The 18,156-nt window shown below is 64.0% G+C and carries 16 protein-coding genes; 7 read left to right on the plus strand and 9 right to left on the minus strand.

What is annotated here, in order from left to right; translation table 11 throughout:
* Nucleotides 1–105 precede the first annotated feature (105 nt).
* Genes glf through E5206_RS08425 form a run of 4 tightly spaced genes read left to right on the plus strand, consistent with a single transcriptional unit; the run spans nucleotide 106 to nucleotide 4,917 of the window.
* A complete protein-coding gene (gene glf, locus E5206_RS08410) occupies nucleotides 106–1,293 on the plus strand; it encodes a UDP-galactopyranose mutase (protein ID WP_136322087.1) in 1,188 nt (395 codons plus the stop codon).
* Nucleotides 1,290–3,281, plus strand: a complete 1,992-nt coding sequence (locus tag E5206_RS08415; RefSeq protein ID WP_136322088.1) for a glycosyltransferase — start codon at nucleotides 1,290–1,292, stop codon at nucleotides 3,279–3,281. Before glf ends, E5206_RS08415 begins: the two co-directional genes overlap by 4 nt.
* Nucleotides 3,282–4,151, plus strand: a complete 870-nt coding sequence (locus E5206_RS08420) for an ABC transporter permease (RefSeq protein ID WP_136322089.1) — start codon at nucleotides 3,282–3,284, stop codon at nucleotides 4,149–4,151.
* Nucleotide 4,152: 1 nt separating this feature from the next.
* Nucleotides 4,153–4,917 (plus strand): ABC transporter ATP-binding protein, encoded by a 765-nt coding sequence (locus tag E5206_RS08425; protein WP_136322090.1) that lies wholly within the window; start codon nucleotides 4,153–4,155, stop codon nucleotides 4,915–4,917.
* A gap of 88 nt (nucleotides 4,918–5,005) precedes the next feature.
* Here the strand turns inward: E5206_RS08425 and E5206_RS08430 are convergent, their stop codons facing one another.
* The 8 genes from E5206_RS08430 to E5206_RS08465 all read right to left on the minus strand — a co-directional run bounded on the left by E5206_RS08430 (nucleotide 5,006) and on the right by E5206_RS08465 (nucleotide 13,119).
* Nucleotides 5,006–6,997 carry a DUF6541 family protein gene (locus E5206_RS08430; protein WP_346763469.1) on the minus strand — a complete coding sequence of 664 codons (1,992 nt, stop codon included), beginning with the start codon at nucleotides 6,995–6,997 and terminating at the stop codon, nucleotides 5,006–5,008.
* A gap of 7 nt (nucleotides 6,998–7,004) precedes the next feature.
* Nucleotides 7,005–7,868, minus strand: a complete 864-nt coding sequence (rfbA, locus tag E5206_RS08435; protein WP_136322092.1) for a glucose-1-phosphate thymidylyltransferase RfbA — start codon at nucleotides 7,866–7,868, stop codon at nucleotides 7,005–7,007.
* 77 nt (nucleotides 7,869–7,945) lie between these two features.
* Nucleotides 7,946–8,854, minus strand: a complete 909-nt coding sequence (locus E5206_RS08440; RefSeq protein ID WP_136322093.1) for a glycosyltransferase — start codon at nucleotides 8,852–8,854, stop codon at nucleotides 7,946–7,948.
* A 20-nt stretch (nucleotides 8,855–8,874) separates the two neighbouring features.
* Nucleotides 8,875–9,762 (minus strand): glycosyltransferase, encoded by an 888-nt coding sequence (locus E5206_RS08445; protein WP_136322094.1) that lies wholly within the window; start codon nucleotides 9,760–9,762, stop codon nucleotides 8,875–8,877.
* Nucleotides 9,763–9,781: 19 nt separating this feature from the next.
* The gene (locus E5206_RS08450; protein ID WP_136322095.1) at nucleotides 9,782–10,171 is read right to left on the minus strand and encodes a DUF2304 domain-containing protein; all 390 of its coding nucleotides are present in this window, start codon (nucleotides 10,169–10,171) and stop codon (nucleotides 9,782–9,784) included.
* The gene (locus E5206_RS08455) at nucleotides 10,168–10,923 is read right to left on the minus strand and encodes a glycosyltransferase family 2 protein (protein ID WP_168709286.1); all 756 of its coding nucleotides are present in this window, start codon (nucleotides 10,921–10,923) and stop codon (nucleotides 10,168–10,170) included. Before E5206_RS08455 ends, E5206_RS08450 begins: the two co-directional genes overlap by 4 nt.
* Before the next feature lie 14 nt (nucleotides 10,924–10,937).
* Entirely contained in the window at nucleotides 10,938–11,870 is a 933-nt protein-coding gene (locus E5206_RS08460) for a glycosyltransferase (RefSeq protein ID WP_168709287.1), read from the minus strand.
* 10 nt (nucleotides 11,871–11,880) lie between these two features.
* On the minus strand, nucleotides 11,881–13,119 hold the full coding sequence (locus E5206_RS08465; RefSeq protein WP_136322097.1) for a polysaccharide biosynthesis protein: 1,239 nt from the start codon (nucleotides 13,117–13,119) through the stop codon (nucleotides 11,881–11,883).
* A gap of 97 nt (nucleotides 13,120–13,216) precedes the next feature.
* Here E5206_RS08465 and E5206_RS08470 point away from each other — a divergent pair, with 97 nt between their 5' ends.
* Genes E5206_RS08470 through E5206_RS08480 form a run of 3 tightly spaced genes read left to right on the plus strand, consistent with a single transcriptional unit; the run spans nucleotide 13,217 to nucleotide 16,413 of the window.
* A complete protein-coding gene (locus E5206_RS08470; RefSeq protein ID WP_136322098.1) occupies nucleotides 13,217–13,972 on the plus strand; it encodes a glycosyltransferase in 756 nt (251 codons plus the stop codon).
* A gap of 32 nt (nucleotides 13,973–14,004) precedes the next feature.
* Complete coding sequence (gene rfbB / locus E5206_RS08475) at nucleotides 14,005–15,003, plus strand: dTDP-glucose 4,6-dehydratase (RefSeq protein ID WP_136322099.1); 999 nt, start codon at nucleotides 14,005–14,007, stop codon at nucleotides 15,001–15,003.
* 3 nt (nucleotides 15,004–15,006) lie between these two features.
* Nucleotides 15,007–16,413: a bifunctional dTDP-4-dehydrorhamnose 3,5-epimerase family protein/NAD(P)-dependent oxidoreductase gene (locus E5206_RS08480; protein ID WP_136322100.1), complete on the plus strand. Its 1,407-nt coding sequence runs from the start codon at nucleotides 15,007–15,009 to the stop codon at nucleotides 16,411–16,413.
* Between the two features lie 84 nt (nucleotides 16,414–16,497).
* On the opposite strand, the gene E5206_RS08485 is transcribed toward E5206_RS08480, so the two are convergent.
* Nucleotides 16,498–18,156, minus strand: a complete 1,659-nt coding sequence (locus E5206_RS08485) for a DUF2142 domain-containing protein (RefSeq protein WP_136322101.1) — start codon at nucleotides 18,154–18,156, stop codon at nucleotides 16,498–16,500.

Raw genomic sequence — 18,156 nt, forward strand, 5'->3', positions numbered from 1 at the left:
CACCGCCGGGGCGGCGCGATTCGTAGCTCCGGCATACCCCTCGGTAGGCTAGAGCAGCAGACGATGCACAACATTGGGCTGCCCACATTCGAACCAGGAGATTTTGTGACCGCTGACCTCGTCATCGTAGGGTCGGGCTTTTTCGGCCTGACAATCGCAGAACAGGCCGCCACTGAGCTGGACTTGAAGGTCGTCGTGATGGACCGCCGGCACCATATCGGCGGCAACGCATACAGCGAAAAGGAAGAGCAGACCGGCATCGAGGTCCACCGCTACGGTGCCCACCTCTTCCACACCTCGAACGAACGTGTCTGGGAATACGTGAACCGCTTTACCACGTTCACCAACTACGTCCACAAGGTCTACGGCGTGCACAAGGGCGAGGTTTACTCCTTGCCGATCAACCTGGCGACGATCAACCAGTTTTTCCGGGCAAACCTCACACCCGGCCAGGCCCAGGACCTGATCAAGGAACAGGCCGGTGAGCTTGCCGGCACCGACCCGCAGAACCTCAATGACAAGGGCATCCAGCTGATCGGTCGGCCGCTCTACGAGGCGTTCATCAAGCACTACACCGGCAAGCAGTGGCAGACGGATCCCAAGGACCTGCCCGCCGGCATCATCTCCCGGCTCCCGGTGCGCTACAACTACGACAACCGGTACTTCAATGACAAGTACGAGGGCCTCCCGACCGAGGGCTACACCGCCTGGATCGAGAAGATGGCGGACCACCCCAACATCGAAGTCCGGCTCAACACAGACTTCTTCGATGACTCACACGAGTACAGCAAGGACCGGGTCGTCGGCACGATCCCCGTCATCTACACCGGCCCGGTGGACCGTTACTTCGACTACGCCGAGGGCGGCCTCTCCTGGCGCACCATCGACTTCGAAGAAGAAGTACTCGACGTCGGGGATTTCCAGGGGACGTCCGTTGTGAACTACAACGACGCCGATGTTCCTTACACCCGGATCATCGAGCCGCGCCATTTCCACCCGGAGCGCGACTACCAGACGGAGAAGACCGTCATCATGCGGGAGTTCTCCCGCGCCGCGGAAAAAGGTGACGAGCCTTACTACCCGATCAACACCTCCGCAGACCGCGAACGCCTGCTGAAGTACCGTGACCTCGCGGCCGCCGAGCAGGACGTCCTCTTCGGCGGACGGCTGGGCACTTACAAGTACCTCGACATGCACATGGCCATCGGCTCCGCCCTGACCATGTTCGAGAACAAGATCCGGCCGCATTTCGAAAGCGGCGCCACGATCGAAAGCGGGGGAGTCGACGCATGAGCGGCGCTGAAGCATCACCCGGCTGGAAAACAATCCAGCGGGTCATTCTGCCGTCGGCAGATCAAACAGACACCGTTCCGCTGTATGTAGACGCCGGAAGCGCCAACGGCATCCGCTTGCGGGAAAACGACGAACTGGCGCGCACCCCGAAGCATCCGGAAGAGAAGCTTCAGATGTTCAGTTCGGGCAGCCGTGAAGCCCACTTCGAGGACCTTCTCACGAGGCATTCCATGAGGGTGCGCTCCGGCGAGCAGATCTCGTTCGGCACCTACTTCAATGCCTTCCCGGCGAGCTACTGGCGGCGGTGGACGTCCGTCCGCGACGTCCGGCTGGTTGTCAGCACGAGCGGCACCGGCGCGGTCACTGTCTACAAATCGAACGCCCGCGGGTCTGTTCAGCGCGTTGACGGCAGGCACGTTGATGGTGCCTCCACTTCCGTGTTCGACCTTTCCCTGAAACCCTTCGGCGACGGCGGCTGGTACTGGTTCGACCTGGCCGCCAGTTCGGGAGACCTCGTTTTGGAGAACGGCCAGTGGGAAGCCACCGGCGGGACGGACCGCGCGGGCCAGGTCACCCTCGAAATCACGACGATGAACAAGCCGGATTTCTGCCTGAACAACGCCCGCATCCTGGCCGAAAACCAGGACGTCCTTGAAAACGTGAAGGAAATCCTGATCGTGGACCAGGGAACGCAGAAGGTCGAGGATCAGGAAGGCTTCGCTGCCGTCCGGGACGCCCTCGGCGGCAAGCTCCGGATCATCAACCAGGCCAACCTCGGCGGTTCCGGCGGCTTCGCCCGGGGCATGTACGAGGCGGTCGAGAACGGCAGCGACTACGCCCTGCTGCTCGACGACGACATCGTCGTCGAACCCGAAAGCATCGTCCGGCTCCTGACGTTCGCCGATCACTGCCGCAAGCCGACGATCGTCGGCGGCCACATGTTCGACCTCTACAACCGAAGCATCCTGCACACCTTCGGCGAGGTCGTTGACCCGTACAGGTTCGTGCCGGCCCTTCCCCATGCGGACATGGAGGTGCGGCACGATTTCGGCATCGCCAACCTGCGCCAGACCGCCTGGCTGCACCGCCGGGTGGACGTGGACTACAACGGCTGGTGGATGTGCCTGATCCCCACGAAGGTGATCCAGGAAATCGGGTTATCGCTTCCGCTCTTCATTAAATGGGACGACGCCGAGTATGGGCTGCGCGCCCGTGAAGCCGGCTTCGCCACTGTGTCCCTTCCGGGCGCGGCCGTGTGGCATGTGTCCTGGATCGACAAGGACGACCTGGTCGGCTGGCAGGCCTACTTCCACGAACGCAACAGGCTGATCGCCACGCTGATCCACAGCCCGTACCCGAAGGGCGGCCGGGTGCTGCGCGAATCCGTTCAGTCGGACGTCAAGCACCTCGTGTCGATGCAGTACTTTACCGAGCACGGCCGCATCGAGGCACTGAAGGACATCCTGAAGGGCCCGGACGGCCTGCACAACATCCTGGCGACCAAGCTGCCGGAGATCAACGCCCTCAAATCTGACTATCCCGATGCACAGCTGAAGGAAGACGTTGACGACTTCCCGGCACCGAAGCTGGGGAGGGGACCAATGGGCGGGACCGTCGTCGGCATGCCCAGCAAGAAGGAACTGATTCCCTGGGGTATCAAAACCGTTGCGCGGCAGTTGATCAAGGCCCCGGGACCCGACAGCGCCGAAAGGCCGCAGGGTTACCTGGCCCACCGGGACAACCGGTGGTTCAGGGTGGCCCACTACGACAGCGTGTTGGTCTCGAACGCCGAGGGCACAGGCGCATCGTGGTATCAGCGGGACCCGAAGAAACTGAAGTCGATGTTGACCGAAGCGACCCGGCTGCATCTTCGGCTGTTCCGTGAGTGGGACACCCTTGCTGAGCAGTACCGGAACGCTGTGGGGGAGATCAGCTCGATCGATGCCTGGAAGAAGACCTTCGAGGCAAACTCCAAGGACGCGGGCTAGATGGCAACGGTGAACAATCAGCTGACCACGCCCGGCGGTGGCCGTGGCCTGCTGGATGTCTATTCCAACCGGTTCCTGCTCAAGCTGCTGGTCCGCAAGGAGATCAAAGTCCGCTACCGCGGATCGGTGCTGGGGCTGCTTTGGTCCTATGTGAAGCCGCTGATGCAGTTCATGATCTACTTCGTGGCGCTGGGCATTTTCCTCAACCTGCAACGGGCGACCCCCAACTACGCCATTTACCTGTTCTCCGGCATTGTCATGATCAATTTCTTTACCGAGACGCTCGGCAACGCCACCCGCTCCATCGTGGACAACCGGGACCTGATCCGCAAAATCTACCTGCCGCGGGAACTCTTTCCCGTTTCCACAGTGTGGGTTTCGGCGGCGCATTTCCTGCCACAGGTGTTGATCCTGGTCGGGGCCTGCCTCGTTGTGGGATGGGCGCCCTCGCTGGTTCAGCTGCTCGCCGTCATCGCGGCCTTCATTGTGGTGGCCATCCTTGGCACAGGCCTTGGACTGCTCTTCGGGGCTATCAACGTCTATTTCCGTGATTCGGAAAACATCGTGGACATGATCCTCATGGTGGTCACCTGGGCCTCCCCGGTGCTCTATATCTGGACCATGGCGCGGGACGCGCTGGGACCATGGTTTGCCGTGTACCAGGCCAACCCGATGACGGTTGCCGTGGAAATTTTCCACTGGGCGTTCTGGTACCCCACATTGAAGGCCGACCAGGTGGGGATGGTGGATCTGCCGCCGGGCCTGCTGTCGCTTTGGCTGCCGGTGGCACTGCTCGTTTCCTTGGCCGTCCTCTTCTTCGGACAGTTGGTCTTCCGCCGACTGGCCGTCCACTTTGCCCAGGAGCTCTAGCATGAACGCCGTTGACACCGTGGCCGACAACGTTGCCATCACCTGCCGCAACCTTCGTAAGGTCTTTGTACTGCGCCATACGCGATCCATGAAGGAGTCCATCGTGTGGCTCCTCAAGGGCCGCAAGGGCGACCTCTCCAAGAAGTTCGATGCCCTCAAGGATGTCTCCCTGGACGTTGTCCAGGGAGAAACAGTGGCGCTGCTTGGGCTCAACGGCTCGGGCAAGTCAACGCTGCTGAAGCTCATTTCTGGCGTACTCCAGCCCGACGGCGGCACCGTGCGGACCCGTGGCAGGGTGGCGGGCCTGATCGAGGTCGGGGCAGGGTTCCACCACGACCTCAGCGGACGCGACAACGTCTACCTCAACGGCGCCATTCTGGGCATGACCGAGAAGCAGATCGACACGATGTTCGACTCCATCGTGGAGTTCTCCGAGATTGGCGAGTTCATCGACACCGAGGTGAAGTTCTACTCCTCGGGCATGTACCTCAAGCTGGCCTTCTCCATCGCCGTCCACACCGATCCCGAGGTCTTCCTGATCGATGAGATCCTGGCGGTGGGTGATGAGCCGTTCCAGCGCAAATGCATCAAGAAGATCAAGGAACTGGCGGCGGACGGCAAGACCCTCTTCGTGGTCAGCCACGACCTCGATCTGGTCTCCACCGTCTGTGAGCGCGGCGTGCTGCTCGAGCATGGCAAGATCATAATGGACGGGGAAGTGCATGATGTCGTCGGCGAACTGAGGCGGCGGACCACGGTGCAGTAGCGGCGGCGCTGCCCTTCGTGTTCGACCCGTCCCGCCTGGCGGCCTGCGACCCGTCGGCCGGCGTCAGGCTGCGTCAGAGCCGGCGCGGCTACCCCCCACAGGCTGTAATCTTGTAAAGCTTCGCGTCGCCCTGGCTGTCGACCAGCTGGAGTCCGGGGTTCTGATCCAGATGGGTAAGGCCTGCCGGCGTGTGGTGGCCGCCGTGAACTTCCTTAGAGCCGAAGTCCAGGATGTAGTAAGCGTGTTCTGCCCGGACGGCCTCGCAGACGCCCGGATCCGTGGATACCGCCCCCGCCGACTCATAGATCTTTTCGACCCCGGGGGAGACGCTGCTGAGGATATGAAGCTGGGCGGACTTCCGGTCGCCAAGGGCGTACGAGAGCGCGGCCCCCGTGTAAGGGTTGTCGATGAGCACCGCATCGGGCGGCACGGTCTGTTTCAGCCGATGGATCACCGCGAGCTCATCCGGGGAGACAAGGGCTGAGTCCCCGTCCAGGGTGTAGCGGGACGCGGCCTCGTGGACCTCTTTCCCGAGACCGCCCTGCTGCCCGAGAGCGGCGGCGGCAAGGACCAGGACGATTCCGCCCGCGGCCCGGCAGGTTGCCCGGATCGGGCTTCGCCAGCGTGCCTGGCCTTCAACAACGGTCTTCCGGGCAGCACCGCGCTCCCGGATACCTGCCAGGGCATCGCCGGCCCAGTCCACCCCGATGGCGGCAAGCAGCACGCCCACAAGGGGCAGGAGCGCGGCTATGCGGTAGCTGTCGTTGTACCAGACCCCGGTGAGGAAGTTTCTGATCGGGGAGATCGGAAAGCCGGCCACAACGACGAACAACGCTGTGAAGATCACGAAGACAGCCGCAACCCACGCGTACCTCGCGGGGCGCCGGCAGCAGACCCAGAGGCCGAGAAGCGCCAGCGGGGCCACCAGCCAGGCCGGCGGAAGATTCATGGGGGAGAAGGTCAGTGCTTCACCGAAGGACTGCGGAACGGTGTGGTACGGGCCCCAGAAGGAGGCCTCTTCCGGCGGCCGGAGGAAGACCCACAGGCCCACGAATGCAAGGCCGCAGGCAGACACGCCCGCCAGATACCTGGCGACGGCGGCCCGGTCGTTGCGCCTTTTCCGCCACAGCTCCGGAAACGTCCTCCACACCAGGAACGCAGCCATGGGCAGCGTCCAGGTCAGCCACGCCATGAACGTCGTGGGATGCGCGACGACGAGCCCGGCGAGCCCCAGCAGGAGCGCCAGCACCGTGCCGACGTCGCGGCGTTGCTGTCCGGGGGTCAGGCCGGCGAGGGAGGCAGCCAGCGCAATGCACCCGGGCAGGATGCTGATGGCGAGCAAATTCGGATAGAGGACGCCAAAATCCATCATCAGGATCGGGAAGGCGCCCAACGAGGCGCAGGCGATGCCGGCCGCGATGGTGGCAGCCACGCCCGGTCCGACGACCCACCGGACCAGCAGGAGGCAGCCAAGGGGCCAGAATATGGCGGCAAGGATGATGCTGGTGATGCTGACCGCGGTCGGCACGTCGGCGCCCGTTGTCGAGGCGACCAGCGAAGCCACGGCGTTCCAGCCGGCCGGGTAGAACCCGCCGCCGGTCATGGCGCCGATGGTCAGCGAAGAAGCCTGGCCGGTGTCCAGGGCGAACTTGACGGAGTTCAGGTGGAAGACGGCATCGTAGGTCTGCGAAAAGGACTGCGGGGTGCCGATGACGCGGACGGCGCTGGCCGCCAGCAGGGCTGCTGCAATACCGAAAGCGGCGAACGGCGCCAGTCCGCTCCGTGTCCGCCACCGGATGCCGTCCGGTGCCGCTGATCCGGAACGTACCCGGCGGAACCGTGCGGCGAAGAACCCGGCTGCGGCGGCCAGCACCGACACGACGGTCACGGGAACCAGTCCGAACCGGACATGGATGAGCGGAGTCATCGTCGAAGTGGCAACGACGACGCCCACCGTCAATGCCGGAGCGAGCGCTAATGCGTCAAATCCCCTGAATCGAACGGCCAGGGCAACAAGCAGCCCGGGCAAGATCAAGAGGAGGGCGGCGCCGATAATCTGCGGTAAGACCGACCACCACATGCGGCCGTTACGGCTCTAGGAGACCGAGCAGGTATGCGCCGTAGCCGCTCTTGACGAGCGGGAGGGCGCGCTCCCGGAGCTCGTCGTCTGTCAGGAATCCCTGGCGCCAGGCAATCTCCTCCGGGGCGCCGATCTTGAGGCCCTGGCGGTTTTCCACCGTGCGAATGAAATTGGAGGCGTCGTTGAGATCATTGAAGGTCCCGGTGTCGAGCCATGCCGTCCCGCGTGGCAGGATTTCGACGCGGAGCTTGCCCTTGTCGAGGTAGGCGCGGTTGACATCCGTGATTTCAAGTTCCCCCCGGGGCGAAGGGTCGAGGTTCTTTGCGATGTCCACGACGTCGTTGTCGTAGAAATACAGGCCAGGCACCGCGTAATGCGATTTGGGGTGGGTGGGCTTTTCCTCGAGCGAGATGGCCTGGCCGGCGTCGTCGAACTCAACCACGCCGTAGGCCTTGGGGTCCTTGACCCAGTAACCGAAGACGGCGCCGCCGTCGATGTCGGCATGCTTGCGCAGTTGGGTGCCCATTCCCTGGCCGTAGAAGATATTGTCACCGAGGACAAGAGCCACGGTCTCGTTGCCGATGTGCTGCTCGCCGAGAATGAACGCCTGTGCCAGGCCGTCAGGTGAAGGCTGTTCGACATAGCTGAGGCTTATGCCGAACTGTGAGCCGTCGCCCAGGAGACGCTGAAACTGCGCGGCGTCGTGCGGGGTGGTGATGATCAGGATGTCGCGGATTCCGGCCAGGATCAGGGTCGAGAGCGGGTAGTAGATCATCGGTTTGTCGTACACAGGCACGAGCTGCTTGCTGATGCCATGGGTGATGGGATGAAGTCGTGAGCCGGTCCCACCGGCAAGAATAATTCCGCGCATGGTCTATATCTTCCCCTACCGGCCAGCAGTGGGCCAAACCAGCGCCGTGCGCGATTGTTCCGCCGGCCGGGACCGGTTCAGCGGAATTGTCCCCGGCCGCTGCGGCCGCGGAGGCCGTCGGCGATGCCGCGGAACACGGACTTGAGCCGGGCGGAGCGTCCCGGCGCCAGCAGGGTGACAACCAGCAAGTGGCGCAGATCCGTCCAGATCCCGGCGGCCACCCAGCCCGGATTGCGGGAAACGTACCGCCGGCTTACGAGGAGCCGGTTCCTGAAGATGTAATAGTAACGCCACGTCGCGGCGATGCGGACCTTCAAGGGGCGCCCCGCGGCTGCAATACTCCGGCCGAAGACCCTGGCGTCAACCATCGTCCCCAGGGAATGGTCGAATTCCGCATCCGCGAGGACGGTCGGCAGGCCGGCGTTGAGGGCGCGGAAATAGTACTCGGTGTCAACGAGGTCGATGAACAGCTCTTCCCAGAACCCGCCGATTGCCTCCAGCGTGGTGACGGGGAGCATGAGTCCGGACTGGATGGGTTCTTTGCCCAGGGCTATGCCATGCCTGGATCCGGCGCGTTTGACGGGGTTTCCATGAATTCTCGATGGCGAGATAAGCCCGGGTTCGATGCCGGCGGCACGCGCGGCCACGGCCGCGTCCAGCAGCGCCTGGACATAGCCCGCCGGCAAGTGCGAGTCCTGGTCCACCGTGACAATGTACTCAGGGTCGGCGCATTCCCTCGCCCGGCGGATACCCGCATTCAACGCCGCACCGATGCCGGAGTTTCTCGGCAGCCGGACGATCACTGCGCCGGCCTCGGCGAGGGCCGCGAAAATGTGGTCGAAGCCGGGACCGCCGCCGTCGTCCACCACCACCACGGCGGTCAGCTGGCGCAGCAGTGATTCAACGTTTGTGATCAGCTCCGGGGATGGCTGGAAGGCCGTAACCACGCCGCTAACGCCGGGGACGCGCTGCGCGGCAGTTTGCATGTCGTTCACCGGATGCGCTGTCACTTTCCGAAAGCGTGCCGGAGGAGGGTTCCCAGGGGGCCAGAGCCGTTCGTGCGCAGCACGCCGGGAACGAAGAGGAGTGCGTGGGCCCGGGACGTCAGCCTTAAGCGTGCCGCGCGCGCGGCTTTGTGCCAGCCCTTCGCGGCGCAGAGCTGCGCGGCCAGGTCAAAATAATCACGTTCGCCGACGAACCGGGATCCGTCAACGAGCTTCGCCGAGGAAGCGCTGCTGATGTGCCGGCGGTACTCGAAACACGTTTCGGGCTCGATGAGCAGCTCTGCTCCCCCCAGGACCATGTCCATGACGAGGGCGAGATCCTGGATGACCGGGAAGCCGTCGCGGAAATCGTAATCGCGGATGCGGTCCCGGCGGAAGGCGAGGGACGGCCAGTAGAGCCAGTCGCCGTGGAGCAGGCTGACTGCCAGAGGTTCTCCTGCCAGGATCCGGGGACCCGCGCCGCGGGGCTTCACCAGCCGTTGCTTGACCTTGTCGGCAAGCGGCGCGGCCGGGGTGCCGGCTTCATCAATGACCTGGACACCGGGCTGGATGATCCAGGCATGCGGAAAGGCTGAATGGGCCCGCAGCACGACATCAACGAAGTTCGGCAGCAACAGATCGTCGCAGCCCATAACGACCAGGACATCCTCCGTTGCCAGCGAGACACACGTCCGGAAGTTTTCGGTAATGCCTTGGTTGATGCTTTTCCGGATGTACTTGATTCTTGGGTCGCCGGTCTCCTCAACGTAGCGACGGACCTCGTCACCGGGGTAGGCGTCGTCCACGACGGTCAGGCGCCAGTCGCCGTTGGTCTGGTCGCGGACGCTGTCGACTGCCTGCTTCATGTAGTTAACATCCCCCCAGTAGGGGATGAAGATGTCGAGTGCCATGGGTGGTTTTCGGTGTCCTCTACTTTGCGGTCGGCGAGGTCGGCGACGCCGACGGGTCGCCGTCGCAGTCCTGGGCGGACATTTTTTCGACAATGGCCCGCAGGATGGCCACTTCTTCAGCCAGGGTGCGGGTTTCGTCTTCCACGACCGAGATTTCCCATGACAAGTGCAAGGAGACGCCCAGCAGCAGCAGGATGCTGATAATGAAAAGCAGGTTGGAGGGCAGTTGCACCCCGACGAGTTCCGTGACGATGGTCAGCAGACGGGGAAAGGCGGCCAGGATGAGGGTCCCGATGCCGACGATCAGCCACAGCGCGGCGTACTTTTCGCGAAGTTTTTTCCGCCGGAGCATCTCGAAGACGACGCCGACGATCGCGAGCGAGAGGAGGAATGCTGCCAGATTGGTCACAGTGCCCCCTCCTGGGCGGTCAGCGGTCCCGCTGGAAGCCTTGACCGCTTCCGCGTCAAGGCGAGCATCAGGGCGAAGATCGAGCGTCCCAGATACATGGCTGCCTTGAATGGGTTGTGGCTGGGAGTGCCGCCCTGGCGCGGCCGCATCGCGACTGGAATCTGGGTCACCTTGCACCCGGACCGGACAGCGACGACGAGGGAGTCGATGGTGTCACCCAGATACTCCGCCGGGTAGTGGTCCAGATATTGGATGATGGCCCGTTCATTGCCCGCACGGAAGCCCGATGTGACGTCCGTCAGCCGGGTCTTGGCCAGCCCGGATATTACCTTGGCCAAAAGTTGCATGGCCCATTTGCGCGGACCGCTGACTTCGTAGTCGCCCTTGTCTGCGAAACGCGCACCAATGGAGATATCGGCGTGCTCCAGGCCCGCCAGGACGTCGTCGATGTTGCGCGGATCGTGCTGGCCGTCGGCGTCCACCTGGATCACGCGACGATAGCCAAGGCGCTGGGCGTACTTGAATCCCGCCCGCATGGCACCGCCGACTCCCAGGTTGAATGGCAGCGTCAGTACGGTCGCGCCGGCTTCCCGGGCGATCTCGGCCGTGGAATCGGTAGACCCGTCGTTGACGACGAGCACATCGTAGGGGCGTCCGAGGCCGAGCACTTCGAGAACGGTGTTGCCCACCGACTCGGCTTCGTTCCACGCCGGCATGATGACCAGGACACGGGTCGAGTCATGAATTCTCATAGTTCTCCAATATATCAACGGGCCCGGAAGCGGCTGACGAGTTCATCGCTGATCCGGCCCTGTTGTCCGCGCCGGGAGTCCAGAAGCCCGTGCCACGCGGCAATCGTGAGCTTGCCACGATCGGGGCTGAACACGAACCGCAGCAGCTGCGCCTTTGTCTCCTCGACCAGGCGGCGGAGGACCCAGGCAGGGTTCCTGCGCCAATAGCGCCGCACAAGGGTGGTCCCGTTGCGCACGATGTAGTACATCCTGGACGGGGAATAGTAATTGAACGACAAACCGGTGCCTCTGAACCGCAGCGGCCGGCCGAACAACCTGGCCGGAAGACGTGCCCCGAGCCGGTGGCCCACTTCGCAGCCCGCACCGATCAGCACACTGTATCCGGCCGCCCTCGCCCGGGCGGTGAACTCGGAATCCACGCAGTCAATGAAGAAACCGGTCTCGAACGTGCCGATGGCCGCGAAGGTGGAAACCGGGATAAGAAAGCCGGACTGCATCGGATCAAAGGCTTCTGCAAGGCTGTCCGCCCGGCCAAGCGCAGGGACCGGGTGTCCGCTGAACGATTCAGCGCAGACGAAGCCGACCTTCCGGCCTGACGCGGTGGCCCGGGCGTAGCTCGCGAGCGCGTTGGCGACATAGTCGGGGGCGGGCAGGGAGTCCTGGTCGAACGTGAGGATGAATTCCGGCGACATCGTGGACCGGAGCTCGCCCACGCCGCGGTTCAGCGCAGCGGCTATCCCGGAATTATGGGGCTGCACCAACACTTCGACACCCTGGTCCCGGAGCCGGGTGAAGATGCCGGCCGCGGCCGGGGCAGGGCTGCCATCGTCGACGACGACCAGTTCGTCAACCTGCGCCCGGATAGCGGCAGCATTGACCAGCAGGTCCTCATCGGGATTAAACGCTGCAATTACGGCGGCAACGCGCCGGTCCTGTCTGTCAGTCACCCTGTCGATCCTACCTTTCGACCGTTGCCGGGCGCGCAACGGCGGGGAGGGCCCGCACCGCAGGGGCGAGCAGCCCGAGGAACAGGAGCGCCTCGCTCACCGCCATTCCCAGCGCGACCGCCGGAACGTTGGAGCTCAGGCCGGCAACAATCATGAGGAAGACACCCGCCGCAGCCGAAATCCCCGTCCACAGCAGGACGGTCCTCTGGCGCCGGGCCGGAATCAGGAGATTCCTGATCAGCGGCGTTGAGGCGGAGAGAAAAAAGAAGGACAGCCCGTAGTACACACAGGTCAGCGTGTCGGCGCGGACGGCTTCACCGAACATCACGCCGGAGACCCAGGGCCCGAACAAGGCCAGGAAGAGCCCGCCCGCGACGCCGAGAAGCGCATGAGCGGCCAGCGCAATGAGGTGCCGCTGCCGCGGATCGGCGGCGTCGCGCTCAAGCGTCCAGCCTTGGAAGGTGTTGCCGAGGGCAACAACGCTGAAGATTCCCAGGCGGTAGATGGAGTCTGCGGAGGCGAAGCCGGCCGTGGCCGTAGCGGACGGCACCGTGGCAGTGGCAATCGGCACGGGCGAGGACGCGTAGGCGCTCCCGGTGAGGTTGATCCCCGCGGTCCCCGCATCCGGGATGATCTCCCGCATGACGTTCCGCGGACTCTTCGGGAACCAGGTGCCCGACTCGCCGAACTTCCTGTGGAAAGACACCAGTGCCGCAAGGGTCGCCAGCACGGACATCGCGCCGTACGTCCACACCTGGCCGGTCAGGACGATCAGCGGCGCACTGAGGACCGCGGCGCAGAAGCGGGGGAAGGTGTCGAAGACGGCGAGGATCCGGGGCTGCCCCGTCCCTATCCCGTACCAGGCCGGTGAAAATCCCGTGAGGGCCGTCGCCCAGGCCATGGTGATTGCATCCAGCCGGAAGCCCGCGTGGGCCACGAGCGCGACGATCACGGTCATAAGGGGCAGGACAACCGCCGCGATGACCATCCGGGATCGCATGCTGCTGGAATACAGCGCCGCCCGGACGGGGGAGGCCCCGGCCCGGGCAATCTCGACCGGGCCGGAAATGTTCCAGCTCCAGAGGATGATCGTCGCCGCAATAACCCCGATCGCCTGGCCGGAGGTGATGCTGGACCATCCCGCTGCGCCCACGACCCGGGCGATAATCGGCAGGAGGAGAAAGGGAAGGACCAGCGCCAGCAGCGGGAGCAGGGTAAAGCCTGCCAGCCGGAGCAAAACGGATCTCATGGGGGTACGGTCCTAGTGCTTGAGGGCTTGACCTAACGATAGTACGCGATGGCACGGCCCGGGCCGGCGCCGCAATAGTTCACCTAGAGTGGTCTGCATGAACGATTTGACGACGCCGGAGCGGCGGAAAATCCGGGTGAGCGTGTGCATGGCCACCTATAAGGGAGAGCCCTTCGTGCAGGAGCAGGTGGCTTCGATTCTCGCCGAGCTGGGCCCCGACGACGAGCTCGTCATCGTGGACGACGCCTCTCCTGACGGGACTGCTTCCATCATTGAGGCGATCCCGGACCCCCGCATCCGGCTGGTCCGGGCGCCCAGCAACAGGGGCTATGTGCGCACCTTCGAAGAAGCGGTCCGGCTCTGCCGGGGCGAGTACATCTTCCTGTCCGACCAGGACGATATCTGGATTCCCGGACGGGTCGGACTGATGATCGCGGCCCTCGCGAAATCCCAGGTGGTCGCAAGCAACTTCGACATGCTGGGGGGCGGCCCCCGGCCATGGATACCGCGGCTGCGTTCCACGGACTCCCGCCGCCATCTGGCAAACCTCGCCGCCATCCTGATCGGATTCCGGGCGTACTACGGCTGCGGAATGGCGTTCCGGCGCGACGCCCTCCGGTACTTCGCTCCGATTCCCCGGTATGTCCGGGAGTCCCACGACCTCTGGCTGGCGGTCTGCGGGAATGTTGCCGGGTCGATCACGCACCTCGACGAGTCCACAATTCTCCGGCGCCTCCATGAGGAAAACCAGACTCCGGCCGGTTGGCGGTCGCTCCCGAAAATACTGGCGGCCCGGGTCATGTTGCTCCGGCTGATGGCCGAGGCGTGCCGCCGGACGCGCAAGCGGTTCTAAACCGGAGACGTCCGTTCGGTACGCTGGAGTACATGCAGAAACTCCTGGTTACCGGCGGCGCCGGCTTCATCGGTTCGAACTTTGTCCACTATGTGATGGCCAACACAGACCACCACGTCACGGTCCTCGACAAGCTCACCTACGCGGGCAACGTGGAGTCGCTGGCAGGCCTTCCTGCAGACCGCTTCACGCTGGTGCAGGGCGACATCTGCGACGCCGTCCTGGTTGACGGCCTGGTGGCCGCCACGGACGCCGTCGTCCACTATGCCGCCGAATCGCACAACGACAACTCGCTGCACGACCCCCGCCCGTTCCTGGACACGAACATCATCGGGACGTACACCCTGATCGAGGCCGCCCGGAAGCACAACAAGCGCTTCCACCACATCTCCACCGACGAGGTGTACGGCGACCTCGAGCTCGACGATCCCGAGCGGTTCACCGAGAGCACCCCGTACAACCCTTCCAGCCCGTATTCCTCCACCAAGGCCGGCTCGGACCTGCTGGTTCGCGCCTGGGTGCGGTCCTTCGGCCTGCAGGCGACCATCAGCAACTGCTCGAACAACTACGGCCCCTACCAGCACGTGGAGAAGTTCATTCCGCGCCAGATCACCAACGTGATCGACGGCATCCGCCCCAAGCTCTACGGCAAGGGCGAGAATGTCCGGGACTGGATCCACGCCAATGACCACTCCTCCGCCGTCCTGGCGATCATCGCCAAGGGCCGGATCGGCGAGACCTACCTGATCGGCGCCGACGGCGAGAAGAACAACAAGGAAGTTGTGGAGCTGATCCTCAAGCATATGGGGCAGGCGGCGGACGCCTACGACCACGTCGTGGACCGGCCCGGCCACGACATGCGCTACGCGATCGACTCCTCCAAGCTGCGCACCGAGCTCGGCTGGCAGCCGCAGTTCTCCAACTTCGACGCCGGGATCGAGGACACCATCGCCTGGTACAGGAACAACGAGGACTGGTGGCGTCCGCAGAAGGCCGCGACCGAGGCCAAGTACAAGGAACAGGGCCAGTAGACGATGTCGATCGAGTTCTCGAAGAAGCTCACAGCACACGAAACCCCGATTCCCGGCGTCGTCCTCTATGACCTGCCCGTCCACGGTGACAACCGGGGCTGGTTCAAAGAGAACTGGCAGCGCGAGAAGATGGTCGCACTCGGGCTGCCGGATTTCTCCCCGGTCCAGAACAACATCTCCTTCAATGAGAAGGCCGGCACCACCCGGGGCATCCACGCCGAGCCGTGGGACAAGTTCATCTCCGTGGCGGCTGGCCGGATTTTTGGCGCCTGGGTCGACCTGCGCGAAGGCCCCACGTTCGGTGCCGTCTTCACCGCCGAACTGGATCCCTCCCAGGCCATCTTCATTCCGCGCGGCGTGGGCAACGCCTTCCAGACGCTGGAGGACAACACCGCCTACACGTACCTGGTCAACGACCACTGGTCCGCGGATGCGCAGGGTCAGTACACGTTCCTGAACCTGGCGGACGGGACGGCCGCCATCGCCTGGCCGATTCCGCTGGAGCAAGCCGAACTCTCCGACAAGGACAAGGCCCACCCGCGCCTGGCGGACGTGGTTCCGATGCCGCCAAAGAGGACTTTGGTGGTGGGTGCGGACGGCCAGCTGGGGAAGGCGCTGCGTGCCGCGTACGACGGCGATGCCAGCGTCGAGTTCGCGGGCCGGGCCGAGTTTGACCTCCTGGCCGAGGAATCCTACTCCTCGCGGAACTGGAAGAACTACTCGACCATCATCAACGCCGCCGCCTACACCGCGGTGGACGCGGCCGAGACCCCGGAGGGCCGCCGCGCAGCGTGGGCGATCAACGTCACCGCCGTTGCGCGTCTGGCGAAGGTGGCCGCGGCCCACGGCATCACGCTGGTGCATGTTTCGAGCGACTATGTCTTCGACGGCACCGAGCCGGTGCACGGCGAGGACGAGCCACTGGCGCCCCTGGGCGTTTACGGCCAGACCAAGGCCGCCGGCGACGCCGTCGTCTCGGTGGTGCCCCGGCATTACATCGTGCGCACCAGTTGGGTCATTGGTGAGGGCAACAATTTTGTCCGCACCATGGCATCGCTGGCCGGGCGCGGCATTGCCCCGGCTGTGGTCAACGACCAGATCGGCCGCCTGTCCTTCACCGAGGACATCGCCGCCGGAATCAAGCATTTGCTGGCCACCGGCGCCGGGTACGGCGTCTACAATCTGAGCAACGACGGGGACCCGCAGTCGTGGGCGGACATCGCCGCGGACGTCTACGAGCTCGCGGGTGCCGACCGGGCTGCAGTGACGGGCGTCAGCACGGCCGAGTATTTCAAGGGCAAGGCGGCAGCACCGCGGCCGCTGAGCAGCACCATGGACCTGGGCCGCATCAAGGCCACCGGCTTTTCTCCTGCGGCCTCCAGGACCCGCCTCACGGACTATTTGGGTTAGTCCCCTCCGCAGACGACCGCGGGTCCACGAACAGCAAGGGCGCCCCATCAACGATGGGGCGCCCTTGCTGTGGTTCCAGGCCCGCTATGCGTTAGCGGGTTGGCCTGGCAGGCGCCGGGCCAGCTTCGCGGGGAGGCGCAGCAGCGAATGCCCGGGGAAGAGGTATGTGTATAACCGCTGTGCGGCCCAGAGCAGCACCACCGTGTACAGCGCGGTCAGGACGAACCATCCCAGTGGCGGCTGCCAGGAAGGATGGCTGATCATTGTCTGCCAGGTGCTGATATCGATGATGCCCACGACATAACGCCGCAAGATGTAGAGGAAGGACGAAACGTGGGCGACGACAACTGCGAGCATCAACACACGCCCGATGGCACGGCTTCGTTGTCCCGAGGGGAAATGGTGCGTGCGCCAGGCCATACCCGCCGACACGAAAGCAATCAGGACCAATGGCATGCTGTAGCGGCCCTGCCAGAAGAAGCCCACGGTACTGATCAAAGAAGCTTGCAGCAAGGCCGGCACGACAGCCAAAGCAAGAAGCGCCACGAGCATGCCCCAGAACAACCGGCGGGGACGCGCCAGGACCGGCAGAAGGAACGTGGCAACGAACAGCATGCTCCAGAAAGCAACAACACCCTGGGGAACAGGTGTATCAAGCCATCCGGTCACGCCAATGTATTGGGGAATGAAATCAAAGGTCCGGTCCAGCATCGTCACGAATGCCTGGTACGGGGCAACGTTGGGTGCCGGGTTGGCGATACCCTCGGGGGCTGTACCGGTGGACGCCGGTGCATTCATGCTGACCACAATCCAGAGCAGGCCCAAAGCCACCCCAATCGCGGCGAGCCCAACCGTCACCAGCACGTATCGGTTGACGAAGAGCCGCTTGACACTTCCCCAGCGAAAGAACAGGCAGGCTGTGACAACGCCGCACAACAGCCAGACCAGCGACACTGAGCGTGTATTGGCGAGCACAGCCGTGGCAGCGCCGACGGTGGCGATGGCGGGCAGCACCTGCCGGAGCCTTCCTGAATTGTCCAGGACCGCAAGGAGTGCGCAGAACGCAGCCATGGTTGTGGGTATCTCGATGGAGTTCGGATTGATCCCCGATGCCAGGAACAAGGCCATTGGCGTGATCGCGAGGGACGCCGCCACGATCGGCCACTTGGGCCGTCGGAGCCGTGTGAGTGCCATGAAGGCCGCAGCGTAGAAGAGCGCGGACGCCAGCACGCTGACAATGCGCATGGCATAGATAGCGGGCGCGCCCGACATGACGAGGCTGGGAAGACCGACGAACCAGTAGTACATCGGGTTATACGTCCCGGCTGAGGTGACTCCGATGGCATCAAAATTGTCTCCGGCAGGAATCGCCGGTGCGCAATTGGCCGTTCTCTCTCGATAGAAGGCGAAACACTTCTGGGCTTCCAGATTGGCAATGTAGGCGGGAACCTGGACGTGGACGCCGTTTCCGAACGACTGGCCCGGCTCTACCGCAATCTGGCCCCTCACAACGGCCGCAGCCCGGATCGTGTGAGAGGGCTCATCCGGGTACGCCATGAGGGGAGTGGCAACTGCCCACAAGGTGCCCAGGACAGCAAAAAACAGGAATAAGCGAAGATACAGGGCCTTGGGACGGGAAGCGCCGGTTGATGCCCGCTGCCCCTCGGCACCGGACACCGTTCTTGGTGTTGACTGCTCCGACATGCTGCTCCGTCTAATTTTGGGTGTCTGCAGATTAGCCAC

Origin of the sequence: Arthrobacter sp. PAMC25564, assembly GCF_004798705.1 — a bacterium.
Classification (GTDB): domain Bacteria; phylum Actinomycetota; class Actinomycetes; order Actinomycetales; family Micrococcaceae; genus Arthrobacter.

Coding starts and splice junctions, on each gene's coding strand:
- rfbA (WP_136322092.1), bottom strand. CDS start 7,868: ATGCGCGGAATTATTCTTGCCGGTGGGACCGGCTCACGACTTCATCCC.
- rfbB (WP_136322099.1), top strand. CDS start 14,005: ATGCAGAAACTCCTGGTTACCGGCGGCGCCGGCTTCATCGGTTCGAAC.
- E5206_RS08420 (WP_136322089.1), top strand. CDS start 3,282: ATGGCAACGGTGAACAATCAGCTGACCACGCCCGGCGGTGGCCGTGGC.
- E5206_RS08465 (WP_136322097.1), bottom strand. CDS start 13,119: ATGAGATCCGTTTTGCTCCGGCTGGCAGGCTTTACCCTGCTCCCGCTG.
- E5206_RS08470 (WP_136322098.1), top strand. CDS start 13,217: ATGAACGATTTGACGACGCCGGAGCGGCGGAAAATCCGGGTGAGCGTG.
- E5206_RS08440 (WP_136322093.1), bottom strand. CDS start 8,854: ATGCAAACTGCCGCGCAGCGCGTCCCCGGCGTTAGCGGCGTGGTTACG.
- E5206_RS08455 (WP_168709286.1), bottom strand. CDS start 10,923: ATGAGAATTCATGACTCGACCCGTGTCCTGGTCATCATGCCGGCGTGG.
- E5206_RS08415 (WP_136322088.1), top strand. CDS start 1,290: ATGAGCGGCGCTGAAGCATCACCCGGCTGGAAAACAATCCAGCGGGTC.
- E5206_RS08445 (WP_136322094.1), bottom strand. CDS start 9,762: ATGGCACTCGACATCTTCATCCCCTACTGGGGGGATGTTAACTACATG.
- E5206_RS08425 (WP_136322090.1), top strand. CDS start 4,153: ATGAACGCCGTTGACACCGTGGCCGACAACGTTGCCATCACCTGCCGC.
- E5206_RS08430 (WP_346763469.1), bottom strand. CDS start 6,997: ATGTGGTGGTCGGTCTTACCGCAGATTATCGGCGCCGCCCTCCTCTTG.
- E5206_RS08480 (WP_136322100.1), top strand. CDS start 15,007: ATGTCGATCGAGTTCTCGAAGAAGCTCACAGCACACGAAACCCCGATT.